Source organism: Micromonospora marincola, from assembly GCF_056150385.1.
The window spans coordinates 173870-199165 of sequence record NZ_JAXCFT010000011.1; the positions used below are offsets into that span (position 1 = coordinate 173870).

Genomic DNA, 25296 nt, shown 5'->3' on the forward strand with positions numbered 1-25296 from the left:
AGGGGTGGACCGGACGACGGGACGGCTCATCCGATCCGTAGGCGGTCGCGCAGGCCGTCGCCGAACTGGCTGATCGCGAACGCGGTCGCGGTGATCAGCAGGCCGGGGGCGACGGTGAGCAGGGGGTTGACGTAGAAGTCGGCGTAGGCGCGGGCCAGGTCCGGCCCCCAACTGGGTGCCGGCGGCTGCACGCCCAGGCCGAGGAATCCGAGGGCGGCTTCGATGATCAGTGCGGTGCTGGCCAGGCCGCAGAGTTGCACGACGACAGGTCCCATCGCGTTGGGCAGCACGTGCCGCAGGGCGATCCGCCAGCCACTCACGCCGAGCGAGCGGGCCACCAGCACGAACTCCGCCTGCCGCAGCGCCAGCACCTGGGCGCGCAGCAACCGGGCGACGATGGGCGCGAAGACGACGCCGACGGAGAGCATCGCGGTGAGCAGGCTGGGCCCGAGCGCGCCGGTGATGGCGATGGCCAGCACGATCCCCGGGAAGGAGATCACGGCGTCGGCGAGGCGCATCAGAACCTCGTCGACCGGCCCGCCGAGATAGCCGGCGACGAGGCCCCAGAGGCTGCCGAAGACACCTGCCACCCCGACCGTGATGGCGATTCCCCGGAAGCTGGAGGCCGAGCCGTGCATCAGCCGGGACAGCACGTCGCGGCCGTTCGCGTCGGTGCCGAGCCAGTGCGCCCCGGACGGCCCGGCGTACGGGTTCGCCGGGTCGATGGCCAGCGGGTCGTACGGCGCCAGCCAGTGCGCGAGCAGGCCGGCCAGCAGGACCAGCAGCACGACGGCGCCGCCGAGCCAGAAGGCGACGGCGTGTGAGCCGCCGGCCGGCCGGGCCCGCCGGGCGGGCAGCCCGGCGCGGGGCCGCAGCGGCGTGGCCGCGGTGCGCGGGTCCAGCGAGGTGGTCATCGGTGGGCCTCCCGCGATCGCGCTGCCGGACCGGTCGGCCCGGGATCGACCAGGTTCGGCCGCTGGTGCGGGGAGATCCCGAGTTCGGCCAGGACCTCCTCGGTGTGCGCTCCGGTGCGCGGCACGGCGAGCGCGCCGGGACGGTCGGTGAGGCCGACCCGCACCGGCCGGCCCGGAACCCGCACCGGCCGGCCGTCGGGATCCTCCACGGTCAGCACCATGTCCGTGTCGGCCATGGCCGCGACCGCCTCGCCGACCGAGCGCACCGGGCCCGCCGCGACGCCCGCCCCGTGCATCGCCGCCAGCACCTCGGCGACGGTGCGTGCGGACGTCCAGTCACCGACCACCTGTTCCAGGCGGTGCCGCACCGGGCCGGTGGACTCGTCGTAGCTGACCTCGGTGCCACCCAGCACGGCCCAGAACCGCCGCCAGGCGGCATCGCCGAGCGGGGCCAGGAACACCTGCCCGTCCCGCGCGGCGAAGATGTTCGCGAACGCGGTCTGGACCTGGTTGCCCCAGCGCCCGCGGGGGACTCCGGCGGCGGCCAGGCCGACCTCGTGGGCCAGCATGGCGGTGTACGAGTCGAGCATGCTCACGTCGGCGTAGGCGCCGGCGCCTGTGACGTCGCGCTCGCGCAGGGCCATCAGCACGGCGATTGTCGCGTGGTACGCGGCCACGTGATCGGCCACGAACGCCCCGACGAACGTCGGCTCCCCGCCGGGCGGGCCGGTGAGATCGGCGATGCCGCCCATGGCCTGAATCACGCCGTCGTACGCGCCCCGCGGCGCGTCGGCCGCCCGGGAGCCGAACCCGGTGACGTGCACCATCACCAGGCGCGGGTTGCGGGCCCGGAGCACGTCGTAGGACCAGCCCAGCCGCTGCGGCACGCCTGCGCCGTAGTTGGTGAGCACCACGTCGGCGGTGTCGCAGAGCCGGAGCAGCGCCTGAAGGCCCGCCTCGGTCTTGAGGTCCAGACAGACGCTGCGCTTGCCGCGGTTGTGCGAGGCGAAGTAGATGCTGCCGCCGTCCACGACCGGCAGTGCGTTGCGGGACATCTCCCCCGCCGGCGGCTCGACCTTGACCACGTCGGCGCCGTGGTCGGCGAGCATCTGCGCGCAGTGCGGCCCGGCGATCGCGTGGCCGAGTTCGACCACCCGGATGCCGGCCAACGCTCCAGGCATGCGCTCACGGCCCTCGCTCCGCTCGGTGCGCTCGCTCATGCCGTCACCCGCCGGTCGAGCCGGGCCAGGACGAGGTCGGCGACGAAGTTGAGCACGAGCACGAGCAGTGCCATCAGCAGCACGGTGCCCTGCAACGTCGCGTAGTCCCGGTTGTCGACCGACGAGACGATCAGGCTGCCCAGCCCGGGGATCGCGAAGACGTTCTCGACCACCACGGAGGCCCCCACCAGCGTGGCCACCAGCAGCGGCAGCAGGGTCACCACGGCGGGCGCCGCCGAGCGCAACGCGTCGCCGAGGTACACCTGCCGGGGTGCGAGGCCCATCGCCCAGGCCGTCCGGATGTGCGGGCTGTCCAGCGCCTGGCCGACCGCGCTGCGCACGTGCCGGCAGACAAGCGCGCCGGTGGCGAAGGAGAGCACCAGCACCGGGAGCACGATCGAGCGGATCGTCTGTATCCAGTCGTCGCCGAGGGGCGTGTAGCCGACGGCCGGTAGCAGGGCCAGGTCGAGGCCGATGAAGCCGGCGGCGACCGTCGCCAGCCAGAAGTCCGGTACGGCGAGGCCGATGCCGGAGATCGCGAGCACCGAGCGGCCGTCCAGGTGACGACGTCGGGCCGCCGACCACAGCCCCGCCCCGCCACCGATCAGCAACGCCAGCACCAGCGCCGACACCACCACAAGCACGGTCGGCTCGAGCCGGCGGACGAGCAGGGTGTCGACGGGTTCCCGGCTGAAGTAGGAGGTGCCGAGGTCGCCGCGCACCAGGTTGCCGATCCAGGAGGCGTACTGCTCGACAAGCGGCCGGTCCAGCCCGAGCTGCCGGTTGATCTCATCGATCGACTCCTGGGTCGATCCGGCGCCCGCGATCGCCTCGGCGGGACCGCCCGGGACGATCTGTTGCAGCCCGAAGACCATCAGGGTGATCAGCAGCAGGGTGGGCACGAAGGTGGCCAGTCTGCGGACCAGGAAAGCGCGCATGCCGTCACCTCTCGCGTGGGGAGGCCGGTGGAGCAGACCTCGTCGGCGGGTCTATTGTTGACACTGACGTCGGTGTCAGAATCATGGGAGGACGTTAAGACGAGGAGGGACCTCATGTCCAGGTTTTTTTATGATTCGGTTCACACAGTCGGCCAACCCCGGCCGACCGGGCGGTACGAGATCGAATGGGGCGACGAGTGAGCGACAGGACCACCACGCCGACGAGGCCGGACGGTGTGGCAACGCAGTCGAAGCGCTACCGCGAGCGCCGCGCCAAACTGGTGGAGGGTGCCCACCGGGTCTTCGAACGGGACGGGTTCATCGATGCCCGGATCACCGATATCGCCAAGGAGGTCGGCCTCGCGCACGGCTCGTTCTACACCTACTTCTCCTCCAAGGAGGAGATCTTCCGGGTCGTCGCGGAACAGATCCAGGCCGAGATGTTCGACGGCCACCGCAGCGGGTCGTCCGACCTCACGCCCTACCAGCGGATCGAGGCCGCGAACCGCCGTTACCTGGAGTCCTACCGCCGGCACAGCCGAATCATGGCGATCATCGAGCAGGTCTCGACGTTCAACGACGACATCCACGTGATCCGTGAGTCCCGTGCCCAGCAGACCATCAGCCGGACCGAGCGGTCGATCCGCCGGCTGCAGGCCGAGGGCCTCGCCGACGCGGATCTCGACCCGCACCTGAGCGCCGTCGCCCTCACCTCGATGCTGAGCCGGTTCGCCTACCTGTGGATGGGCGCCGACGCCGGCCCGGACTACGAGTTCGACCTCGACGCCGCGGTCGACGGCCTGACCCGGCTCTGGGCCAACGCGATCGGGCTCAAGCGGGACTGACCTTCAGATGGGACCGGCCGGTCGCACCTCCTTCGGCATCCCGAGCAGGCGCTCGGCCACGACGTTGCGCAGCACCTGGGTGGTGCCGGCGTAGATGGTCCCGGGCCGGGCGTTGTAGAAGATGTCGACCCACGAGGCGGAGGTGATCGGCGCACCGGCCGCGTCCGGTCCCCCGTAGCCCAACTCCAGCACGCGCCCGGTCGGCGTGGTGGCCTCCGGTCCGAGGATCTCCAGGGCGAGTTCGGTCACCGCCTGGTGGTGCGCGCTCCAGTGCAGCTTGAACAGGGCGGCGTCGCCCGCCGCGTCGGTCCCGGTGAGCCCGCCGCCGGCCAGTCGCCGGCCCAGCGCGTCCATCACCTCGATCCGGACGTACGCGGCTGCCAGCCCGTCGCGTACCCAGGCCCGCTCCAGCATGCCGTTCTCGCGGGCGGTACGGACCAGCCGCTCCCACTCCGCGCGGTACCGGATGGCCTGGGTGGTGGCGGACTGCCCCCGCTCGTGGCCGAGCAACGCCATGGCCACCGACCAGCCCGCGCCGACGGCGCCCACCACGTCCGCGGCCACCGCGTCGGTGAAGAACACCTCGTTGAAGTGGGAGGCGCCGGAGAGCTGCCGGATCGGTCGGACCTCGACGCCCGGCTGGTCCAGCGGCACGAGCAGGAACGTCAGGCCCCGGTGCCGCTCGGCGCGGGTCCCGGTGCGGGCCAGCACGAAGATCCAGGAAGCCAGGTGCGCGTTCGAGGTCCAGATCTTCTGCCCGGTGAGCCGCCAGCGCCCGTCCGTGCCGAGCACCGCACGCGTCCGCACCGCGGCCAGGTCGGATCCGGCGCCCGGCTCGGAGAAGCCCTGGCACCACACGTCGGTGCCGTCGAGGATCCGTGGCAGGTAATAGGCCCGCTGCTCGGGCGTGCCGACGGCGAGCAGCGTGTTGCCGAGCATGTCGATGCCGAACGGGTCGTTGCCGCTGCCGCTCGGCACGCCGGCGCGGGCGAACTCCTCCTGGAGCACCACCTGCCGACCCGGGTCCAGGCCGAGCCCGCCGTGTTCGACCGGCCAGCCGGGGGCGAGCAGCCGGTGCCGGGCCAGCACCGTGCGCCACCGCGCGATCCAGGGGTGCAGGTCGTCGTCCCCGAGCGCGCCGAGGCCGTGCCAGTCGGGCGGCAGCTCCCGGTCCAGCAGCGCGCGCACGGCGGCCCGGAACTCCTGCGGCTCCCGGGCGGTCTCCAGGCCGTGCCCGGGCAGGTAGCGCTCGCGCAGGCGGTTCTTGGCGAGCTTGCCGGTGGGCAGCCTCGGCAGGGCCTCCACCACGAACACCGAACGCGGAATCTTGTGCCGGGCCAGTCGCCCGCCCAGGTGGTCGAGCAACCCGGCCGCCAGCTCGTCCCGGTCGGCCGCCGGGTCGACCGGCTGGATCACCGCCACGACCTGCTCGCCCAGTTCCTCGTCCGGGATGCCGAATACGGCGACGTCGACCACCGGCTCGTAGCCGAGCACCGCGTTCTCGATCTCCTGCGGCGAGATGTTGACGCCTCCGGAGACGATCAGGTAATCCCGCCTGTCGGTCAGGTAGAGGTAGCCCTCGTCGTCGAGGTGCCCGATGTCGCCGAGGGTGGACCAGTCCGAACGCACCGGGTGCCGGGCCGCCGAGCTGTCCGCCCCGCCGACGTACTCGAACTCGGACCGGCCGCCCTCGGACTCGAAGTACACAAGCCCGTCCTGACCGGGCGGAAGCTCGTCGCCCTCGGGACCGCAGACGCGCACGCGACAGCCGGCGATCGCGCGACCCACCGAGCCGGGGTGCGTCAGCCACTCCCGCGAGTCGATGAAGGTGGTGCCGTTGTCCTCGCTGCCGGCGTAGTACTCCAGCAGGATCGGCCCCAGCCAGTCGATCATCTGGCGCTTGACGTCGACGGCGCACGGCCCGGCGCCGTGGATGACCACGGAGAGCGAGTCGAGCACCGCGGCCCGGCGCCGCTCGGCGGGCAGCCGCAGCAGGCGGACGAACATCGTGGGCACCATTAGCGCGTGCGTGATGCCGTACCGCTCGATCGCCCGCAACGCGCCGTCGGCATCGAACCTGCGCATCAGCACGACGGTGCCACCGGCCGCCGTGACGGTGCTGGAGAACGACAGCGGCGCGGCGTGGTAGAGCGGGGCCGGGGTGAGGAAGACCGAGTCGTCGGTGAACTTCCACAACTCGCGCAGCCAGCGCAGGAAGTGCGGGTGCCCCTCCTGCACGGTACGCCCGGACAGCTCGCGCCGGACGCCCTTGGGCCGCCCGGTGCTGCCGGAGCTGTAGACCATCGCCACGCCGAGCGGCTCGTGTTCGAGCGGTTCGGCGGACGACCCGGCGAGCGTCTCGACATAGTCGTCGAAGCCCGCCAGCGGGCCACCGACCGCCAGCCTCAGCACCGGTCCCGGCGCGGCGGCGAGGGTGCCGGCGGCCGGCGCCGCCGCGTCCACCACGAGGGCCTTGGCCTGGCAACTGTCGACGATCCAGGCCGCCTCCTCGGCGGTCAGCGAGGTGGCGACCGGGGTGAGGAGGAGCCCGGAGCGCATCGCGGCCCAGTAGACCTCCAGGAAGCTGAGGTGGTTCGCCATCATCAGCGCCACGTGGTCGCCGGGACGCAGGCCGACGTCCCACATCGCACGCGCCAGGCGGCGGGAGGCGTCGTCGAGCTGACCGTAGGTCAGGGTCTCGCCGGTCTCGGCGATCACGACGGCCGGCCGGTCCGGGCACCGGAGCGCGTGAGCCGTGGGATAGGTCATCGCCGTCACGCCAGCCGCTCGACAGCCATGGCCATCCCCTGTCCGCCGCCGACGCACATCGTCTCGACCCCGACCGTACCGCCGGTGGCCGCCAGCCCGTTCAGCAGCGTGGTCATGATCCGCGCGCCGGTCATGCCGAAGGGGTGACCCAGCGCGATCGCGCCGCCGTGCGGGTTGAGCTGGTCCTCCACCGAGATCTTCAGGGTGTCCGCGACCGCCAGCACCTGCGCCGCGAACGCCTCGTTGAGTTCCAGCACGTCGACGTCGCCGATGGTCAGGCCGGCGCGGTCGAGCACCCGGCGCACCGCCTCGATCGGGCCGACGCCCATGATCTCCGGTTCCAGGCCGGTGACCGCGAAGCTGAGAATCCGCGCCAACGGTTCGATCCCCAAATTGCGGGCGCGCTCGGCGGACATCACCACGACCGCCGCCGCCCCGTCGTTGAGCGGGCAGGAGTTGCCGGCGGTCACCCGCCCGTCGGTCCGGAACGGGGTGGGCAGGCCGGCCAGCACGTCGAGGTCGACATTGGCGCGGGGGCAGTCGTCCTGCGTCAGGACCGTGCCGTCGGCAAGCGGATACGGGCTGATCTCCCGGGCGAAGAAGCCCTGGTCGCGGGCGGCGACTGCGCGGTCCTGAGAGAGTTTGGCGTACTCGTCCATCCGGGCGCGGGAGATGTCGAAGCGCTCCGCCACGTTCTCCGCCGTACGCCCCATGGTGATGTAGGCGTCCGGCAACGGATCGGTGCCGAACCGGGGGTTCATCGCCGCGTCGTCGATGTGCGCGCTCGGGGTACGGGAGACGCTCTCGACGCCGCCCGCGACGTACACGTCGCCCTCGCCGGCCGCGATCGCGTTGGCCGCGATCCGGATGGCGTCGAGCGAGGAGGCGCAGCCCCGGCTGACTGTGGTCCCGGTGACGGTGTCGGGCAGCCCGGCGAGCAGCACCGCCAACCGGCCGATGTTCAGGCCCTGTTCCCCCGCCGGGTTCGCGGTGCCGACGATGACGTCGCCGATCTGGTCGGGGGTGACCGCCGGGACCTTCTCCAGTGCCCGCGCGATCGCGAAGCCGGCCAGGTCGTCCGGCCGCGCCTGGCGGAGCGACCCCTTGTAGGCACGACCGATCGGCGTCCGTGCGGTGGCCACGATGACTGCTTCCGGGGCTGGCGCCACGTCGTCTCCTTCGTCGTGACGAGGTCCGCACACGGACCCGTCCAATTTCTTGACGCCGACGTCGACGTCGGATCTAATTTGAGCACCGTCACCGGGCCGACGCAACCACCCGGATCGCCAGCGACCAGGACCCACTCCACTTCCGGCCGGTCCGATCGACCTTTGGAGCTCCCATGGACTTCGCCTACTCGCCGACCTCCGCCGCGCTGCGACAGACCCTGCAGACGTTCATGGACGAGTGCGTCTACCCGGCCGAGCCGGTGTACCGGCGACAGCTCGCGGACAGCGGTGACCCGCACTTCTTCCCTCCGGTGATGGAGGAGCTGAAGCGCGAGGCGCGCGCCCGCGGACTCTGGAACCTGTTCCTGCCGCACAAGACCCAGTGGACCGAGGGCCTGTCCAACCTCGACTACGCGCCACTTGCCGAGATCCTGGGCCGCTCACACATCGCGTCGCAGGCGCTGAACTGTTCCGCCCCGGACACCGGGAACATGGAACTGCTCACCATGTTCGGCACCGACGAGCAGAAGAAGCAGTGGCTCCACCCGCTGCTGGAGGGCGAGATCCGGTCCTGCTTCGCGATGACCGAGCCGGCCGTGGCCAGCTCCGACGCCCGCAACATCAGGTGTTCGATCGTCCGCGACGGCGACGAGTACGTCGTCAACGGGCACAAGTGGTGGATCTCCGGCGCCGGCGACGCCCGGTGCAGGCTCGCCATCGTGATGGGCAAGACCGACCCGGACGGCCCCACCTACCGGCAGCAGAGCATGGTTCTCGTGCCGCTCGACACCCCCGGTGTCACCATCGTCCGCAGCCTCACCGTGCTGGGCTACCAGGATCAGGAGGGGCACTGCGAGATCACGTTCGACAACGTCCGGGTGCCGGTGACCAACCTGCTGGGCGAGGAGGGCGGCGGCTTCGCGATCGCGCAGGCGCGACTCGGCCCGGGTCGGATCCACCACTGCATGCGGTCGATCGGGGCGGCCGAGCGTGCCCTGGAGCTGCTCTGCCAGCGGGTGACGTCCCGGGTGGCCTTCGGCGGCCCGCTGTCCGAGCAGGGCCAGATCCAGCGGTGGATCGCCGACGCGCGGGTCGAGATCGACCAGGCGCGGCTGTACACGCTCTACACCGCCTGGCTGATGGACACCCAGGGCAACAAGGCCGCCCGGACCCAGATCTCCGGCATCAAGGTCATCGCGCCGAACGTCGCGCTCCGCGTGCTCGACTACGCCATCCAGTCGTTTGGCGCCGCCGGGCTCGGACCGGACACCCCGCTGGCCAGCATGTACGCCCACCAGCGCACACTGCGCTTCGCCGACGGCCCGGACGAGGTGCACCGGCGCTCGATCGCCCGCGCGGAACTGCGGGCGCAGACGTCGGCCTGAGCGGCACGATGGCGACGGACGTGACGAGGCGGAGGAGCTGACCGTGGGGACCTACCCGGACCGCGTGCTGGTGGCCAACCGGGGCGAGGTGGCCGTCCGCGTGCTGCGGACGCTCGCCGACCTCGCCGTGCCGTCGGTGGCCGTCTACGCCGCCGACGACGACCGCTGCCTGCACGTACGCCGGGCGGACCGGGCCGTGCCGCTGCCCGGCGCCGGGGTCGCCGCGTACCTCGACCAGGGCGCGCTGATCGAGGCCGCCCGGTCGGTCGGGGCCACCGCCCTGCATCCCGGCTGGGGGTTCCTCAGCGAGAACGCCGACTTCGCGAGCCGATGCGCCGATGCCGGGCTGACGTTCGTCGGTCCGGCCCCACGGGTGCTGCGGGCGCTCGGCGACAAGACCGCGGCCCGCGCGGCGGCCGAGTCCGCCGGGCTCCCCGTCGTGCCGGCGACCGGACCGGCCACCCCCGAGGAGGCGATGGAGTTCCTGGCCGCCGCACCGGAGGGCATCATGCTCAAAGCGGTCGCCGGCGGCGGCGGGCGCGGCATGCGGCCGGTCACCGACCCGGCGGACCTGGCCGCCGCGTTCGAGCGCTGCCGGTCCGAGGCACTCGGCGCGTTCGGCGACGGCACCCTGTACGCCGAGCGGCTGCTCACCGGCCGCCGGCACATCGAGGTCCAGGTCGTCGGCGACGGCACCGGCGCGGCCACCGCCCTCGGCGACCGGGACTGCAGCCTCCAACGACGCCGGCAGAAGGTGGTGGAACTCGCCCCGGCGCCCGCGCTGGCGCCGGAGTTGCGCGCCGCCCTGCACCGTGCGGCGGTACGCCTGGCCGCCGATCTCGGCTACCGCGGGGTCGGCACTGTCGAGTTCCTCGTCGGCGCCGACGACTTCGTCTTCCTGGAGGCCAATCCGCGGTTGCAGGTGGAGCACACGGTGACCGAGCAGGTGTTCGGCGTCGACCTCGTGGAGATCCAGCTGCGCCTGGCGGCCGGCGCGGACCTGGCCGCGATCGGACTGGCCGGTCCCGCGCCCGAACCGACCGGGACGGCGATCCAGCTACGGGTGACCACCGAGACGGTCCGCGCCGACGGTGGCAGCCTGCCCGCCACCGGCGTCCTCACCGCCTTCGACCCGCCCGCCGGGCGGGGCGTACGCACCGACACCCACGGGTACGCCGGCTACCGCGTCGGCGCCGGGTACGACTCGATGCTCGCCAAGGTGGTCGTGCACGAACCCGGTGGCGACCCGGCCGTCCTGCGGCGCAAGGCGTCCCGGGCGCTCGCGGAGTTCCGCGTCGAGGGGGTGGACACGAACCTCGGCGTCCTGGCGCGGCTGCTGGAGCACCCGGAGGCGACCGACGGCAGCGCCACCACCGCGTTCCTCGACGAGCACGCCGCCGGCCTGGCCGCCGCGCCGGCGGTCGAGCCGCTGTGGTTCCCCGGCGTCGAGGCCGACCCGCTCACCGCGGCCGACCCGGAACCGGACGACGGCACGTTCGCCGTCCGGACCCCGATGGAGGCCACCGTCATCGCGGTCCCCGCCGGCGAGGGCGACCGGGTGACCGCCACGTCGGTCCTCGTCGTCCTCGAGGCGATGAAGATGGAACACCAGGTCGAGGCCGGCGTCAGCGGCGTGGTGGACCGGCTGCCGGTGACCGTCGGACAGACCGTGCGGGCCGGCACGCTGCTCGCCTCACTGCTTGTCGCCGACGTCACCGCCACGACGGAGGAGACCGTCGCCGAGTCCGACCCCGACCTGATCCGCCCGGACCTGCGGCGCGTCCTGGACCGGCAGCGCAAGACCCGCGACGAGGCGCGGCCGGAGGCGGTGGCGAAGCGGCACGGCCGCGGCCACCGCACCGCCCGGGAGAACCTGGCCGACCTGTGCGACCCGGGCAGCTTCGCCGAGTACGGCTCGCTGGTCCTGGCCGGTCAGCGGGCCCGCCGCGGCCTCGACGACCTGATCGACCGGACGCCCGCCGACGGCCTGGTGGCCGGCGTCGGCCAGATCGACCGCGCCGCCTGCGTGGTGATGGCATACGACTACACCGTGCTGGCCGGCACCCAGGGTTACAACGGGCACCGCAAGAAGGACCGCCTCTTCGAGCTGGCCGAACGCAACAGGTGGCCGGTCGTCATGTTCGCCGAGGGCGGCGGCGGCCGGCCGGGCGACACCGAGAACCCGGGCGTGGCGAACCTGGACACCCGTGCGTTCGCGCTGCTCGCCCGGCTCAGCGGGCTGGTGCCGACGGTGTCGGTGGTGACCGGCAGGTGCTTCGCCGGCAACGCGGCCCTGGTGGCGTGCAGCGACTTCATCGTCGCCACTCCGGATGCGAACATCGGGATGGCCGGCCCGGCGATGATCGAGGGCGGCGGCCTCGGCGTGTACCGGCCGGAGGACATCGGCCCGACCCCGGTGCACGCCGTCAACGGCGTGGTCGACCTGGTGGTCCCCGACGACGCGGCGGCGGTGCGGGCCACCCGTCGGTACCTCTCCTACTTCCAGGGCCGGTCCGAGGACTGGGAGGCGCCGGACCAGCGTCCGCTGCGGCACGCGGTGCCGGAGAACCGGCGGCGTACCTATGACGTCCGCGCCGTGCTCGACACGCTTGCCGACCGGGACTCGGTGCTGGAGCTGCGGCGCGAGCACGGCGTCGGAATGATCACCGCGCTGGTCCGGATCGCGGGCCGCCCGGTGGGGATCATCGCCAACAACCCGCGCCACCTCGGCGGGGCGATCGACGCCGAGGGCGGCAGCAAGGCGGCCCGGTTCATGGAGTTGTGCGACGCGTTCGACCTGCCGATCGTCTCGCTCTGCGACACACCCGGCTTCATGGTCGGCCCGGCCGCCGAGGAGAGCGCCCAGGTGCGGCACTTCGGCCGGATGTTCCTGGCCGGGGCCAGCCTGACCGTGCCGATGGTCACCGTGGTGCTGCGCAAGGGGTACGGGTTGGGCGCGCAGGCCATGGCCCGTGGCGGCTTCTACGAGCCGGAGCTGACGCTGTCCTGGCCCACCGGCGAGTTCGGCGGGATGGGCCTGGAGGGCGCGGTGCGGCTCGGCTTCCGCAAGGAGTTGGACGCCGTCACCGACGCGGGCGAGCGCGAGGCGCTCTACCAGCGGCTGGTGGCGCAGATGTACGAACGCGGCAGCGCGCTGAACATCGCAAGCGTGTTCGAGGTCGACGACGTGATCGACCCGGCGCAGACCCGGGCCCGGATCGCCGGGGTGCTGGACGCGGCTCCGCCGCCCGCGCCCCGGGCCGGGAAGAAGCGTCCCCTGGTCCCGGCCTGGTGACCAGGTCGGCAGAAGGAGGAGAAGGTCGGATGAAGGCGTGGCAGGTGACCCGGCTGGGCGAGCCCGTGGACGTCCTGGAGTGGACCGACGTGCCGCCGCCCCCGGCGCCCGACGGGGCGCTGCGGGTCGCGGTCGAGGCGGTGGCCCTGAACTTCCCCGACGTCCTGCTCTGCCGGGGCGAATACCAGGACAAGCCGGAACTCCCGTTCACCCCCGGCGCGGAGGTGTGTGGGCGCGTCGTGGACGGACCGCGGGCCGGCGAACGGGTGCTGGCCGCGCCCGAGCTGCCCCACGGCGGGCTCGCCGAACAGGTGGTCGTCGCGCCGCACCGGGTCTTCGCGATCCCGGACGACCTGCCCGCCGAGAAGGCGGCGTCCATGCTGATCACCTACCAGACCGGCTACGTGGGCCTGCACACCCGCGCCCGCCTGGAGGCCGGCGAGTGGCTGCTGGTGCACGCCGGGGCCGGCGGCGTCGGATCCGCGGCGATCCAGATCGGCAAGGCGGCCGGCGCCCGGGTGATCGCCACGGCGGGCGGACCGGACAAGGTACGGGTCTGCCAGGAACTCGGCGCGGATGTCGTCGTCGACTACCTGGCCGAGGACTTCGTGCCGGTGGTCAAGGAGGTCACCGGCGGGGCCGGCGCCGACGTCGTCTACGACTCGGTCGGCGGCGACGTCTTCGACCGGAGCCGCAGGTGCGTCGCCTTCGAGGGCCGGATCGTGGTGGTCGGCTTCGCCGGCGGCCGGATCGCCCAGGCGCCGACGAACCACGCCCTGATCAAGAACTACAGCGTGGTCGGCCTCTACTGGGGGCTGTACCACGTCAAGAACCCGGGTGTGATCGCCCGGACCCACGAAAGGCTCGTCGAACTGTGGCACGAGGGCCTGGTCGATCCCCTGGTCAGTGCGGTGCTTCCGATGAGCGCCGCCCCGTCCGCCCTGGCCAGTCTCGGCGACCGCCGCACCGTCGGCAAGGTCGTGCTGGTCAACAACCCCTGCTGAGGACGTACGCATGAGTGAACAGGATCTGGTCCGCGACCGGTGCGTGGTGGTCACCGGCGGCGGCAACGGTATCGGCCGGGCGATCGCCCGGAAAATGGCCGCCCAGGGCGCCCGCGTCGTCGTCGGCGACCTGGACGCCGACGCGGCTGCCCGGGTGGCGGCCGAGGTCGGCGGCGTGGCCGTCGGCGGGGACGCCTCGACCGACGAGGGCGTCGCGCGGCTGCTGAGCGCCGCCGGCCGCGTCGACGTGTTCTTCGCCAACGCCGGATCCGGTGTGGGGAAGGGCATCGCGACACCTGACGCCGACTGGCACACCGCGATCGAGGTCAACGTCATGGCCCACGTCCGCGCGGCCCGCGCGCTGGTCCCCGGCTGGCTGGAATCGGGCGGCGGCCGGTTCGTGGTGACCGCCTCCGCGGCGGGACTGCTCACCATGCTCGGCAGCGCGCCGTACTCGGTGTCGAAACACGCGGCAGTCGCGTTCGCGGAGTGGCTTGCGGTCACCTACGGGCATCGCGGCGTCACCGTGCAGGCGATCTGCCCGCAGGGGGTGCGGACGAAGATGCTCGACGACTCGGGCGAGTTCCGGGACCTGCTCAGCCACGACGCCGCGCTCGAACCCGAGCAGGTCGCCGAAGTGGTCTGGGAGGCGCTGCACGACGACCGGTTCCTGATCCTCCCGCACCCCGAGGTGCAGCGGTACTACGAAACCCGCGCAGGCCGCACCGACGCGTGGCTGACCGGCATGCGCAAGCTCCAGAAGCGCTTCGACGACGCGGAAAATGGTGGTGCGGCATGACTGAGCGCAGCGTGGCCGTGGTCACCGGAGCGGCGCGCGGGATCGGGGCGGCCGTGGCCGCCAGGCTCGGCGCGGACGGCTACGCCGTGGCCGTCTGGGACCTCGACGCCGAGGGCTGCGAACGGACGGTGGCCGACCTGGGCGAGCGGGGCGTGCCGGCGTGCCAGGTGGTCGCGGACGTGTCCGACGAGGCCGCGGTCGAAGCAGGTGTCGAGCAGGTCGCGCAGCGGCTGGGCCCACCGGTGGCGCTTGTGAACAACGCCGGTGTCCTGCGCGACAACCTGCTGTTCAAGATGTCGGCCGCGGACTGGGACACCGTCCTCGGGGTGCACGCCCGCGGCGCCTTCCTGATGAGCCGGGCGGTCCAGGCGCACATGGTCCGGCAGCGGTGGGGGCGGATCGTCTCGCTCTCCAGCACCTCGGCGTACGGCAACCGCGGCCAGGTGAACTATTCGGCGGCGAAGGCGGCGTTGCAGGGGCTGACCAAGACGCTCGCCATCGAACTCGGACCGTTCGGGATCACCGCGAACGCGGTCGCGCCGGGCTTCGTGCAGACCGAGATGACCGAGGCCACCGCCCGCCGGATCGGACGCCCGTTCGACGAGTTGATCGCCGACGCCGCCGCCGGGATCCCGGTCCGCCGGGTGGGACAGCCGCAGGACGTCGCCGAAGCGGTCTCGTTCTTCCTGGGCGAGCGGGCCGGCTTCATCAGCGGTCAGGTGCTCGACGTGGCGGGTGGGCCGCAACGATGAGGGTCTTCACCGGCATCGAGGAGGTGCGCGCGGCCGTCGGCGAGCACCTGGGCCACAGCGACTGGCACCTCGTCACGCAGCGACAGGTCGACACGTTCGCCGAGGCCACCGGCGACCACCAGTGGATCCACGTCGACGCGGAACGGGCCGCGGCCGGGCCCTTCGGCACGACCATCGCGCACGGCTTCCTCACTCTGGCGCTGATCCCCGCCCTGGTCGCGCAGGTCTACCGGGTGGACGGGATGAGCATGGGCGTGAACTACGGCTCGGATCGGCTGCGGTTCCCCGCCCCCGTCCCCGTCGGCTCGCGGATCCGCGCCGGGGTCACCCTCACCGGGGTGCGGGAGGCCCGCCGAGGCTTCCAGGTCACCTCGGACATCCAGATCGACCTGGAGACGGGCGGACCGCCGGCGTGCGTGGTCGCCGCCATCTCCCTGCTCGTCCCCTGATCCGACGGCCGAAGAAGAAGGAGCGTTCGCGTGCAGGATTCTTTCGAGGGCCGGACCGCCGTGGTCACCGGCGCGTCCCGCGGGATCGGTCTCGCGGTCGCCCGACACTGGCACGATCGGGGCGGGAACGTGGTGCTCACCGCTCGCACCGCCGAGGCCGCCGAGGCCGCCGCCGGCACGCTCGGCGAGCGGGCGTACGGCTTCGGCGCGCACGTCACCTCCGAGGAGCGGGCCCATGCCTGCCTGGAGGCCGCTCTGGCACGCTTCGGACGGATCGACGTACTGGTGAACAACGCCGGGACCAATCCGGCCTTCGGCCCGGTGGTCGAGCAGGACCACGGGCGGTTCGCGAAGCTGATGGACGTCAACCTGTGGGGCCCCCTGCTGTGGACCTCGCTGGCCTGGCGGCTGTGGATGCGCGAGCACGGCGGCGCCGTCGTCAACGTGGCGTCGCTGGGTGGGCTGGCGGTGAGCCCCGATCTCGGCCTCTACCACGTCTCCAAGGCGGCGCTGATCCACCTGACCCGGCAACTGGCCCTGGAGCTGGCGCCCGGGGTGCGGGTCAACGCCGTCGCGCCCGGCGTGGTCCGGACCCGGCTGGCCGAGGCGCTGTGGAGGGAGAACGAGACCGACGTGAACGCGGCGACCCCGCTCGGGCGGATCGGCGAACCTCACGACGTGGCGGAGCTGGTGGCGTTCCTGGCCTCCCGCTCGGCGTCCTGGATCACCGGGGAGACGGTCCTCGTCGACGGTGGGCAACTGCTCACCGGCGCCGCCGTCGAGCCGGTCGGGGCCTGAGATGACCCTCGACGTCACCGCGCTCGGGCACTGGCTGCGGCAGGCCGGACAGGAGGTGGTCGAGCCGCTGACCGCGAACCGGATCGGCCTCGGCCAGTCCAACCTCACCTATCTGTTGACCGATGCGGCAGGCTGGCGCGGGGTGGCCCGCCGTCCGCCGCTCGGGCACCTGCTCGCCTCGGCGCACGACGTCGCCCGCGAGCATCGCATCCTGACCGCTCTGGGACGCACCGGCGTACCGGTCCCCGGCGTGCTGGGCCTGTGCCGCGACGACCGGGTCGCGGACGTTCCGGTGCTTGTCGTCGAGCACGTCGACGGCCTCGTGGTGGACCGGCTGGAGACCGCCGAGGCGATGACTCCCGGCCTGCGCCGCGCCGTCGGCCTGGAACTGGGCCGGGTTCTGGCCGACCTGCACGCCGTCGACCCGGCCGAGGTGGGCCTGCACGACCTGGCCAGCCACGCCCCGTACGCGCAGCGGCAGTTGCGGCGGTGGTCCCGGCAGTGGGCCGAGAGCCGCACCCGTGAGCTGCCCGATCTGGAGCGGCTGACCGACCTGCTCCGGGACCGGGTCCCCGAGCCCGGTGACCTGGTGCTCGTGCATGGCGACTTCCACCTGGTCAACCTGATCGTGGATCCCTCCTCCGGCGTCGTCCGCGCGGTGCTGGACTGGGAACTCTCCACGCTCGGCGACCCGCTGGCCGACCTCGGCAGCCTGCTGGCCTACTGGCAGGAGCCGGGCGACCCGCCGCTGGGCCTGTTCAACGCCTCCCGCCTGCCCGGATTCCCGTCCCGTGCCGAGATCACCGCGGCCTACGCCGAACGCTCCGGCCGCGAGCTGACCGCGCTCCCCTTCTGGCACGTGCTCGGCCTGTGGAAGGTCGCCATCATCCTGGAGGGCGTGTACCGTCGCGCGCTCGACACCCCCGCGAACGCCGCGCGACCCGGCACCCTCCCGGACCGCGACGTCGTCGACCGGCTCGTCGCCCAGGCCTGGTCCGTCGCCCACGAAACGGGCCTCGACCGTGCGGCGGGCACGGTGACCTCCCCCGGTCCGGGGATCCGGCAGTAGGGCGCCCTCGCCTCCGGTCGGAAATCGACGGAACACCACATCCCGCAGCCAACCCCGGGAATCGAGGTCAGTGCGGGAGTTCGGCGGCGCAGCATGCCTCGCCGTCGGCGGAGAGCAGGCCCTCGAAGTCCGCACACTTGATCTTGAAGCGACCGTGCCGGCCCCAGCCGTTCCCCCACGAGTTCTGGAACAGGTACGCCTGCTCCTCGTCGAGCCGATCAAGCATCACGTAGCAGTGCCCGCCGGCCACCCTGCCGGTCGGCTTCACGTAGCCGTCGGCGTCCGGGTGGAACATGTCGTCCGTCCAGTTGGTGCCGACCACCACCGATCCCTGGACGTTGATCCACTGGTCGATCTCGGCCAGCGAGCCGGCGAACGCGAACGCCGCGAGCCGGCCCCGGTCGCGCAGCGCCAGCGCCCCAGACCGGACGGTCGAGCCGTTCTCCGCCCGCGGCTCGCCGTCGACCACCTTGCACTCGTAGTACAGCGCGTGCGCGTCGGCGTTCTGGTACTCCCCCGGGACCGGCGTGGCATCCACCCAGCCCGACCAGCCGAAGCCCACGCAGTGCCCGGTGTCGCCCTGGTCCAACTGGACCGGCAGCTCCCAGGCCAGGGCCGCGTCCCCGGCCGGCGTCGGGCCCGGCGCGGGTGGGGTCCCGCCGGCCTGCTTCTTGAGCCAGCGCCAGAAGACCAGGTACGCCCGCCAGTCGGTGAAGTACGTGGTCTCGCTCAGCACCTGCTCGATGGTCCGCTGCCGGATCTCCTCCGGTGGCTCGGCGATCTCCATGAGCCGCGGCAGCGACCAGTCCCGCGGGTCCGGCCGGTACACCCGGCCCAGCAGATGGGGGCCGATCACCTCGCTCGCGCTGCGTTCCGGTGGGTCCTGCGCCAACCGCCGGTCCAGCTCCATGACGGCCTCCCTGTCCGACCAACCCCCAGCCGGGGTGTCCAGCTCTCACGATGCGCCCCAGCCGGCGGCCGGCACAGTCCGCTTGCCGACTGCCGGCACGGATATCCCCTGGCCGGGTGGGCTCGGGGCATGGTTACCCGACGCGCCAGAGATCAGGACGTGAGGTCTTTTCGACATCGACTATTGACGTCGCCGTAACAGGGGCCTAGCGTCTGTCGAACCGCTTCGACGAAGCGGTTCGACGATCGGTCGAACGCGGTCCCAGCCCGGCCCGAGGGAGGTACGCGGTGGCCACCATGCATGATGTCGCCCGCCTGGCTCAGGTCTCGGTCAGCACCGTGTCCTACGTGCTCACCGGCACCAGGCCGATCTCCCGGGCCACCCGGGCCAAGGTGCTCGCCGCCATGACCGAGCTCGACTACCAGCCCAACGCCATGGCCCGCGGCCTGGCCAGCCGGCGCAGCCGGATCCTGGGCCTGCTGCTGCCGATGGACGAGCGCGGCCTCGGCGCGACCGAGACGGCGTTCGTCACCGGGGCCGCCGCGGCGGCCAGCGCCGTCGGCTACCACCTGGTGCTGTCGCCCGTCGGCGGTGGCGGCGACCTCGACGCCCTGCGCCGGCTGGCCAGTCAGCAGATGTTCGACGGCGTCGTGCTGATGGAGGTCCAGCTCGCAGACGAGCGGGTCGCCGCGCTCCAGCAGGCCGGCGTGCCGCTGGTGCTGATCGGGCGCACCGGGGACACCGACGGGCTCTCCTACGTCGACATCGACTTCGAGCAGACCGTGCGGGACGCGGTGGCGCACCTGGTCGGCCTGGGGCACCGGCAGATCGCCTACGTCAACCACTCGGCCGAGACCCTGGCCAGCGGTTACGGGCCGGCTCTGCGTACCCGGGACGCCTTCGTCACGGCCATGACCGGCCACGGCCTGGAACCGGTCATGTTCCCGGCCGAGGACAGCGCCGCCGGCGGCCGGGCGGCGCTGGCGACCGCCTTCGCCCGGGCGCCGGGCCTGACCGCCGTGCTGGCCATGAACGAGGCGGCGACCTTCGGCATCCTCGGCGAGCTGACCGCGCGTGGGCTGGCCGTGCCCGACGACGTCTCGGTGGTGTCGATGGTCACCTCGCCGCAGGTCGCCGAGCTGGCGACCCCGGCGCTCACCGCGATGACGTCGCCCGGGTCGGCGATGGGCCGGATCGCCGTCGAGGCGCTGGTGCGCCACCTGGACGGGGCCGGGGCCGAGCGCCACCAGCAACTGCTGCCGTGCGCGTTGGAGATCCGGGGATCGACCGCGGCACCGCGAAGCCGCCAGCCGATGGCGGCTGACAAGTAGGAACGGCCCGCCGCCGCGCGGCAACGCGACGACGGGCCAGTGAAGTACCGGGCACGATACTCGACGAGGAGGATAGCAATGCAGCGATTCCGCCGGATCGTCGCCGCGATCGCCCTGGCGGCGACCGCGACGACCACCGTAGCCGCCTGCGGCGGCGACGACAGCGGTGACGACAGCGGGGCCAAGACCCTCAAGCTCTGGCACTACGAGAGCGAGAACAGCGCGATGGGGGTCGGTTGGGACCGGGCCATCGAGATATTCAAGGCCGAGCACCCGGGCGTCGAGGTGCGCTTCGAGCGCAAGGCGTTCGAGCAGATCCAGCAGAACGCCGGCATGATCATCAACTCGTCCGAGGGCCCGGACATCATGGAGTACAACAAGGGCAACGCGACGGCCGGCCTGCTGTCGTCCCAGGGCCTGCTCACCGACCTCAGCGAGGAGGCCGAGAAGCGCGGTTGGGCCGACAAGCTCAGCCCCAGCCTCCAGACCACCGCCCGGTACAGCGAGAAGGGCGTGATGGGGTCGGGCAACTGGTTCGGCGTGCCGAACTACGGCGAGTACGTCACGGTCTACTACAACAAGGACCTGTTCGACCGCAACGGCGTCAAGGTGCCCACCACCATGGCGGAGATGACCGCCGCGATGGACACCTTCGTCGGCAAGGACATCACCCCGCTGGGCATGGCCGGCGCCGAGTACCCGGCCGGGCAGCTCTTCTACCAGTTGGCCCTGTCGAAGGCCGACCGGCAGTTCGTCGACAACTACCAGCTCTACAAGAACCCGGTCGACTTCAAGGCCGACCCGCTGAAGTACGGCGCGGAGACCTTCGCCGACTGGGTGAAGAAGGGTTACGTGGCCAAGAACTCGGCGAGTCTCAAGGCCGAGGACATGGGCACCGCGTTCATCGCGGGCAAGACGCCGATGATCGTCTCGGGCAGTTGGTGGTACGGCCGCTTCAAGGCGGAGATGAAGGCCAACTGGGACACCTTCCTGTTCCCGGGCAACACCCTGAACGCCGGCTCGTCCGGCAACATCTGGGTCGTCCCGACGAACAGCAAGGCCAAGAGCCTGGCGTCCGACTTCATCGACATCACCCTGCGCCCGGAGATCCAGGACCTCATCGGCAACAACGGTGGTGTCCCGGTGGCCGGCGACCCCGCCAAGATCAAGGACTCGAAGGACCGCAAGCTGATCGAGGACTTCAACACGGTGAGCAAGCAGGACGGGCTTGCCTTCTATCCGGACTGGCCGGTGCCCGGCTACTACGACGTGCTGGTCGGCGGGTTCCAGGGCCTGATCAACGGGTCCAAGTCCCCCGACCAGGTGCTCGACACGATCGCCAAGCCGTACGCCGACGGCGTCAAGGAGATCACCGGCAAGTGATGCGGCGAGCGGCGGGCGCGGCCGGTACGACAGGCGCGCCCGCCGCCGCCGGGAAGGATCTCTCATGGCAGTCTCCGACACCGTCGCCGCCACACCGTCGGCCGAACCCTCCGCCCCCGCGTCCCCGTCCCGCCGCCGGCCGCGTGGCCGCGACGCGGCGTACTGGCTCTACCTGCTCCCCGGAGCGGTGCTGTTCATCCTGGTCATCGGCGCGCCGCTGGTCGGCACCGGCTACCTGTCGCTGACCCGGTGGTCGGGCGTCGGCGACCCCACCTTCGTCGGGCTGGACAACTACCAGCGGTTGCTGCACGACGAGGTGTTCTGGGCCTCGTTCCGCAACACCGTGGCGATGATCGTCGCGATGGTGGTGGCGCCGACCCTGCTCGGGCTGCTGCTCGCCTCGGTGCTCTTCGACGTCATCGGGCGTCGGTTCAAGCCACGTACGGCGGCGGCGTTGCGGGCCGCGTTCTATCTGCCGCAGGTGCTGCCCGTGGTGGTGGCCGGCATCGTCTGGGGCTGGATCCTGCGCCCCGACGGCGCGTTCAACAGCCTGCTCGACGCGGTAGGTCTCGGTGCGCTGCGCCACGACTGGCTGGGCGACCCGGACACCGCGCTGCCGGCGGTGATGGCGGTGATGATCTGGGTGCAGATCGGCTATCCGGTGGTCGTGTTCATGGCGGCGTTGCAGCGGGTCGACCCGGAGCTGTACGAGGCGGCCGAGGTCGACGGGGCGAACTGGCTGCACCGGTTCCGGGCGATCACGCTTCCGCAGATCCGGCCGGAGACCTTCGTGGTGGCCCTGACCTGCACCATCGCCGCGTTGAAGGTGTTCGGGCCGATCTTCGCGCTGACCCGGGGCGGCCCGGCGAACGCCACGAACGTGCCGTCGTACTTCGCGTACTACACGTTCTTCAAGAAGCTCCAGGTCGGGTACGGCTCCGCGATCTCCACCGTGCTCACGGTGATCATCATCCTGGTGGCAGTGGTCTTCATCTGGGCGCAGGCCCGAAGCGAGCGCCGGGACCGGGGGTTCTGAGATGGCCGTCACGATCACCGACGCTCCGGTCCGCCGACAGGTGCGCGACCGGCACCACCGTGGCGTCAGCCGCTGGCTGGTGCTCGCCGGAGTCACCGCCGCCGCGCTCGCCATGCTCGTACCGTTCGCGTTCATGCTGCTCAACGCGTTCAAGTCGCCAGGTGACTACTCGTCGGGCGGGCCACTGAGCTGGCCGACGGACTTCTACACCCGGGGTCTGACGACGTACTGGTCCGAGGTGAACTTCCCGCTCAAGTTGTGGAACTCCACGCTCATCGCCGGCTCGGTGGCGGTGCTCGGCGTCGTCGTGTCGTTGCTCAACGCGTACGCCCTGGGTGTCGGCCGGGTCCGCGGCCGGCTGTGGATCGTCGGTTTGTTCCTGCTGGCCAACATGTTGCCCCAGGAGGCGTTGATCTACCCGCTGTACTACGTCGCCAAGGAGATCGGCCTCTACAACACCCGGCTGTCGGTGATCATCATCTTCACCGTCATCCAGAGCGCGTTCGGCACGTACCTGCTCGCCTCGGTGCTCGGCACGTTCCCGCGCTCGCTGCTGGAGGCCGCGGCGCTCGACGGCGCCGGCAAGTGGACGGTGCTGTGGCGGGTGGTTTTCCCCAACCTGCGGCCGACCCTCGCCGTCCTGCTCATCTTCTTCTTCATCTGGACCTGGAACGAGTTCCTCATCCCGCTTGTCATGCTCATCGACAACCAGACGCAGACCATCCCGGTCGCACTCGCGTCGTTGCAGGGTGACCGCCTGATGGACGCCCCGACGACGAACGCCGGCGCGTTGCTCAGCCTGGTGCCGGCCATCCTCTTCTTCCTCATCTTCCAGCGCACCCTTGCGCGCGGCATCACCGCAGGAGCCGAGAAGTGAAATTCACCGACGGATACTGGCAACTGCGCCCGGGGGTCACCGTCCTGCGCCCCGGCACCGTGGAATCGGTCGAGCCGGACGACCGCGGCTTCACCGTCTTCGCACCGGCCGGTCAGATCAACGGCCGGGGCGACACGCTCAACCGGCCCGTCGTCACCGTCCGCTTCTTCTCCCCCGCGCCCGGCGTGGTCGGGGTCACCATCGGCCACCACAGCGGCGGGCTCCCCCGCGAACCCCACTTCGGGTTGCACACCGACGACACGCATCCGGTCACCGTCGACATCACCGGCATCAGCGCGTCCCTGACCACCGGCGAGATGACCGTCCGGGTCGCGCTGATCGACGGCTGGCGGGTCGAGTTCCGGCACGGCGACCGGCTCGTCACCGCGTCCACCGGACGCAGCGTCGGAATCGTCACCGACGGCGAGGGTCGCCGGTACGTGCACGAACGGCTCGCTCTCGGCGTCGGCGAGACGATGTACGGGTTGGGCGAACGGTTCGGCCCGTTCGTCAAGAACGGTCAGACGGTGGACGTCTGGAACGCCGACGGCGGCACCGCGAGCGAGCAGGCGTACAAGAACGTGCCGTTCTACCTCAGCAGCGCCGGTTACGGCGTGTTCGTGGACCACCCGGAGCACGTGTCGTTCGAGGTCGGCTCGGAGGTCGTCGCGCAGACCCAGTTCAGCGTCGAGGGACAGTCGCTCACCTACCACGTCGTCGACGGGCCCACCCCGAAGGACGTGCTGCGCCGCTACACGGCGTTGACCGGCCGGCCGGCCCGGGTGCCCGCCTGGTCGTACGGGCTGTGGCTGTCCACGTCGTTCACCACGTCGTACGACGAGAAGACGGTGGCGGAGTTCGTCGACGGGATGGCCGAGCGGAACCTGCCGCTGTCGGTGTTCCACTTCGACTGCTTCTGGATGCGCCAGTTCCACTGGGTCGACTTCATCTGGGACCCGACGACCTTCCCCGACCCGGAGGGCATGCTGCGCCGGCTGCACGAGCGGGGCCTGAAGGTCTGCGTGTGGATCAACCCGTACATCGCGCAGCGCTCCTACCTCTTCGAGGAGGGCCGCCAGGCCGGCTACCTGGTGCGCAACCCGGACGGATCGGTGTGGCAGTGGGACAAGTGGCAGGCCGGCATGGCGCTCGTCGACTTCACCGACCCGGACGCGGTGGCCTGGTACACCGGCAAGCTCAAGGCGCTGCTGGACATGGGCGTCGACTGCTTCAAGACCGACTTCGGTGAGCGCATCCCGACCGACGTGGTGTGGCACGACGGGTCGGACCCGCAGCGCATGCACAACTACTACTCCTACCTCTACAACAAGGTGGTCTTCGAGCTGCTGGAGACCGAGCGTGGCGAGGGTGAGGCGGTGCTGTTCGCCCGCTCGGCCACCGCCGGCGGCCAGCAGTTCCCGGTGCACTGGGGCGGCGACTGCGAGTCGACGTTCGTCGCGATGGCCGAGTCGCTACGCGGCGGGCTGTCCCTGGCGTCCTCCGGCTTCGGCTACTGGAGTCACGACATCGGCGGCTTCGAGGGCACCCCCGACCCGGCGGTGTTCAAACGGTGGATCGCGTTCGGCCTGCTCTCCTCACACTCGCGGCTGCACGGCTCCGGCTCGTACCGGGTGCCGTGGGCGTACGACGAGGAGGCCGTGGACGTGCTGCGCCACTTCACCCGGCTGAAGCTGCGCCTCATGCCCTATCTGGCGGCGACGGCCGAGGAGGCGCACCGCGACGGCATCCCGATGATGCGTCCGATGATCGTGGAGTTCCCGGACGATCCGGCCGTGGCGCATCTCGACCGGCAGTACATGCTCGGCTCGGACGTGCTCGTCGCGCCGGTGCTCAGCGCCGACGGGCAGGTCACCTTCTACGTGCCCGCCGGCACATGGACCCACCTGCTCACCGGCGCGCAGCTCACCGGTCCGGCGTGGGTGACCGAGAAGCACGGGTACGACAGCCTGCCGGTGCTCGCCCGGCCCGGCGCGGTCATCGGGTTCGGGGCGCGCTCCGACCGGCCGGACTACCACTGGCCGGACGGGGTGGAACTGCGGCTCTACGCCCCGGCGGAGGGGCAGCGGCAACGGGTACGGATCCCGGCCCCCGACGCGGGGCCGGGCGCCGAGTTCGAGGTGAGCTTCCGCGACGGGGTGGGGACCGCCGAACTGGTGGCGGGCGAGTCGTCGGCGTACCACTGCGTGGTGGCCGTTACGGCCGCCCCGCGCCCCGCCCGTCTCGCGGGCTAGCCGCAATGCCGGGTAGTTAAGGGTCTGGGCTGGTCGTCAAGACCGGTCCGGCGAGGATGTTGAGGCTGATGGTGGGCTGGTAGGTGCGTTGGTCGATGTTC

Annotated in this window: 20 protein-coding genes; 14 read left to right on the plus strand and 6 right to left on the minus strand. The window is 71.7% G+C overall.

What is annotated here, in order from left to right; genetic code table 11:
• Positions 1–26: 26 nt before the first annotated feature.
• From SM450_RS22340 to SM450_RS22350, 3 genes are read right to left on the minus strand one after another with little or no spacing between them, the layout of a single operon-like run.
• Complete coding sequence (locus tag SM450_RS22340; RefSeq protein WP_474621706.1) at positions 27–914, minus strand: ABC transporter permease; 888 nt, start codon at positions 912–914, stop codon at positions 27–29.
• Positions 911–2134 (minus strand): CaiB/BaiF CoA transferase family protein, encoded by a 1224-nt coding sequence (locus SM450_RS22345; RefSeq protein WP_474621707.1) that lies wholly within the window; start codon positions 2132–2134, stop codon positions 911–913. Before SM450_RS22345 ends, SM450_RS22340 begins: the two co-directional genes overlap by 4 nt.
• Positions 2131–3072: an ABC transporter permease gene (locus tag SM450_RS22350; RefSeq protein WP_474621708.1), complete on the minus strand. Its 942-nt coding sequence runs from the start codon at positions 3070–3072 to the stop codon at positions 2131–2133. Before SM450_RS22350 ends, SM450_RS22345 begins: the two co-directional genes overlap by 4 nt.
• A gap of 197 nt (positions 3073–3269) precedes the next feature.
• On the opposite strand from SM450_RS22350, the gene SM450_RS22355 reads away from it, so the two are divergent.
• Positions 3270–3917: a TetR/AcrR family transcriptional regulator gene (locus SM450_RS22355; RefSeq protein ID WP_474621709.1), complete on the plus strand. Its 648-nt coding sequence runs from the start codon at positions 3270–3272 to the stop codon at positions 3915–3917.
• A 3-nt stretch (positions 3918–3920) separates the two neighbouring features.
• On the opposite strand, the gene SM450_RS22360 is transcribed toward SM450_RS22355, so the two are convergent.
• Both SM450_RS22360 and SM450_RS22365 read right to left on the minus strand, forming a co-directional pair.
• Positions 3921–6686: an AMP-binding protein gene (locus tag SM450_RS22360; RefSeq protein WP_474621710.1), complete on the minus strand. Its 2766-nt coding sequence runs from the start codon at positions 6684–6686 to the stop codon at positions 3921–3923.
• Between the two features lie 5 nt (positions 6687–6691).
• The gene (locus SM450_RS22365) at positions 6692–7855 is read right to left on the minus strand and encodes an acetyl-CoA C-acyltransferase (RefSeq protein ID WP_474621711.1); all 1164 of its coding nucleotides are present in this window, start codon (positions 7853–7855) and stop codon (positions 6692–6694) included.
• Positions 7856–8028: 173 nt separating this feature from the next.
• Here SM450_RS22365 and SM450_RS22370 point away from each other — a divergent pair, with 173 nt between their 5' ends.
• The 8 genes from SM450_RS22370 to SM450_RS22405 are packed head-to-tail and all read left to right on the plus strand — an operon-like array spanning position 8029 to position 17406.
• The gene (locus SM450_RS22370; protein ID WP_474621712.1) at positions 8029–9240 is read left to right on the plus strand and encodes an acyl-CoA dehydrogenase family protein; all 1212 of its coding nucleotides are present in this window, start codon (positions 8029–8031) and stop codon (positions 9238–9240) included.
• A 43-nt stretch (positions 9241–9283) separates the two neighbouring features.
• The gene (locus SM450_RS22375) at positions 9284–12535 is read left to right on the plus strand and encodes a carboxyl transferase domain-containing protein (RefSeq protein WP_474621713.1); all 3252 of its coding nucleotides are present in this window, start codon (positions 9284–9286) and stop codon (positions 12533–12535) included.
• A 29-nt stretch (positions 12536–12564) separates the two neighbouring features.
• A complete protein-coding gene (locus SM450_RS22380) occupies positions 12565–13539 on the plus strand; it encodes an NADPH:quinone oxidoreductase family protein (RefSeq protein ID WP_474621714.1) in 975 nt (324 codons plus the stop codon).
• A gap of 10 nt (positions 13540–13549) precedes the next feature.
• Positions 13550–14338: an SDR family oxidoreductase gene (locus tag SM450_RS22385; RefSeq protein WP_474621715.1), complete on the plus strand. Its 789-nt coding sequence runs from the start codon at positions 13550–13552 to the stop codon at positions 14336–14338.
• Positions 14335–15090 (plus strand): SDR family oxidoreductase, encoded by a 756-nt coding sequence (locus tag SM450_RS22390; protein ID WP_474621716.1) that lies wholly within the window; start codon positions 14335–14337, stop codon positions 15088–15090. Before SM450_RS22385 ends, SM450_RS22390 begins: the two co-directional genes overlap by 4 nt.
• Positions 15087–15539: a MaoC family dehydratase gene (locus SM450_RS22395; RefSeq protein WP_474621717.1), complete on the plus strand. Its 453-nt coding sequence runs from the start codon at positions 15087–15089 to the stop codon at positions 15537–15539. The genes SM450_RS22390 and SM450_RS22395 overlap by 4 nt, the downstream gene beginning before the upstream one ends.
• A gap of 30 nt (positions 15540–15569) precedes the next feature.
• Positions 15570–16337 (plus strand): SDR family oxidoreductase, encoded by a 768-nt coding sequence (locus SM450_RS22400; protein WP_474621718.1) that lies wholly within the window; start codon positions 15570–15572, stop codon positions 16335–16337.
• 1 nt (position 16338) lies between these two features.
• Positions 16339–17406 carry a phosphotransferase family protein gene (locus SM450_RS22405; RefSeq protein WP_474621719.1) on the plus strand — a complete coding sequence of 356 codons (1068 nt, stop codon included), beginning with the start codon at positions 16339–16341 and terminating at the stop codon, positions 17404–17406.
• A gap of 67 nt (positions 17407–17473) precedes the next feature.
• Here SM450_RS22405 and SM450_RS22410 read toward each other — a convergent pair whose 3' ends face one another.
• Complete coding sequence (locus SM450_RS22410; RefSeq protein WP_474621720.1) at positions 17474–18316, minus strand: hypothetical protein; 843 nt, start codon at positions 18314–18316, stop codon at positions 17474–17476.
• A 296-nt stretch (positions 18317–18612) separates the two neighbouring features.
• Between SM450_RS22410 and SM450_RS22415 the strand changes: the two genes are divergently transcribed.
• The 5 genes from SM450_RS22415 to yicI all read left to right on the plus strand — a co-directional run bounded on the left by SM450_RS22415 (position 18613) and on the right by yicI (position 25195).
• A complete protein-coding gene (locus tag SM450_RS22415) occupies positions 18613–19647 on the plus strand; it encodes a LacI family DNA-binding transcriptional regulator (RefSeq protein WP_474621728.1) in 1035 nt (344 codons plus the stop codon).
• 78 nt (positions 19648–19725) lie between these two features.
• Positions 19726–21030, plus strand: a complete 1305-nt coding sequence (locus SM450_RS22420; RefSeq protein WP_474621721.1) for an ABC transporter substrate-binding protein — start codon at positions 19726–19728, stop codon at positions 21028–21030.
• A gap of 64 nt (positions 21031–21094) precedes the next feature.
• Positions 21095–22066 carry a carbohydrate ABC transporter permease gene (locus SM450_RS22425; RefSeq protein WP_474621722.1) on the plus strand — a complete coding sequence of 324 codons (972 nt, stop codon included), beginning with the start codon at positions 21095–21097 and terminating at the stop codon, positions 22064–22066.
• Position 22067: 1 nt separating this feature from the next.
• The gene (locus tag SM450_RS22430) at positions 22068–22943 is read left to right on the plus strand and encodes a carbohydrate ABC transporter permease (RefSeq protein ID WP_474621723.1); all 876 of its coding nucleotides are present in this window, start codon (positions 22068–22070) and stop codon (positions 22941–22943) included.
• On the plus strand, positions 22940–25195 hold the full coding sequence (gene yicI / locus SM450_RS22435; protein WP_474621724.1) for an alpha-xylosidase: 2256 nt from the start codon (positions 22940–22942) through the stop codon (positions 25193–25195). The genes SM450_RS22430 and yicI overlap by 4 nt, the downstream gene beginning before the upstream one ends.
• Positions 25196–25296 lie beyond the last annotated feature (101 nt).

Bases quoted from the DNA above. Each gene is read 5' to 3' on its own strand.
- SM450_RS22385 (WP_474621715.1), top strand. From the start codon at position 13,550: ATGAGTGAACAGGATCTGGTCCGCGACCGGTGCGTGGTGGTCACCGGC.
- SM450_RS22410 (WP_474621720.1), bottom strand. From the start codon at position 18,316: ATGGAGCTGGACCGGCGGTTGGCGCAGGACCCACCGGAACGCAGCGCG.
- SM450_RS22420 (WP_474621721.1), top strand. From the start codon at position 19,726: ATGCAGCGATTCCGCCGGATCGTCGCCGCGATCGCCCTGGCGGCGACC.
- SM450_RS22370 (WP_474621712.1), top strand. From the start codon at position 8,029: ATGGACTTCGCCTACTCGCCGACCTCCGCCGCGCTGCGACAGACCCTG.
- SM450_RS22405 (WP_474621719.1), top strand. From the start codon at position 16,339: ATGACCCTCGACGTCACCGCGCTCGGGCACTGGCTGCGGCAGGCCGGA.
- SM450_RS22360 (WP_474621710.1), bottom strand. From the start codon at position 6,686: ATGACCTATCCCACGGCTCACGCGCTCCGGTGCCCGGACCGGCCGGCC.
- SM450_RS22415 (WP_474621728.1), top strand. From the start codon at position 18,613: ATGCATGATGTCGCCCGCCTGGCTCAGGTCTCGGTCAGCACCGTGTCC.
- SM450_RS22340 (WP_474621706.1), bottom strand. From the start codon at position 914: ATGACCACCTCGCTGGACCCGCGCACCGCGGCCACGCCGCTGCGGCCC.
- SM450_RS22395 (WP_474621717.1), top strand. From the start codon at position 15,087: ATGAGGGTCTTCACCGGCATCGAGGAGGTGCGCGCGGCCGTCGGCGAG.
- SM450_RS22350 (WP_474621708.1), bottom strand. From the start codon at position 3,072: ATGCGCGCTTTCCTGGTCCGCAGACTGGCCACCTTCGTGCCCACCCTG.
- SM450_RS22430 (WP_474621723.1), top strand. From the start codon at position 22,068: ATGGCCGTCACGATCACCGACGCTCCGGTCCGCCGACAGGTGCGCGAC.
- SM450_RS22425 (WP_474621722.1), top strand. From the start codon at position 21,095: ATGGCAGTCTCCGACACCGTCGCCGCCACACCGTCGGCCGAACCCTCC.
- SM450_RS22390 (WP_474621716.1), top strand. From the start codon at position 14,335: ATGACTGAGCGCAGCGTGGCCGTGGTCACCGGAGCGGCGCGCGGGATC.
- SM450_RS22345 (WP_474621707.1), bottom strand. From the start codon at position 2,134: ATGAGCGAGCGCACCGAGCGGAGCGAGGGCCGTGAGCGCATGCCTGGA.
- SM450_RS22380 (WP_474621714.1), top strand. From the start codon at position 12,565: ATGAAGGCGTGGCAGGTGACCCGGCTGGGCGAGCCCGTGGACGTCCTG.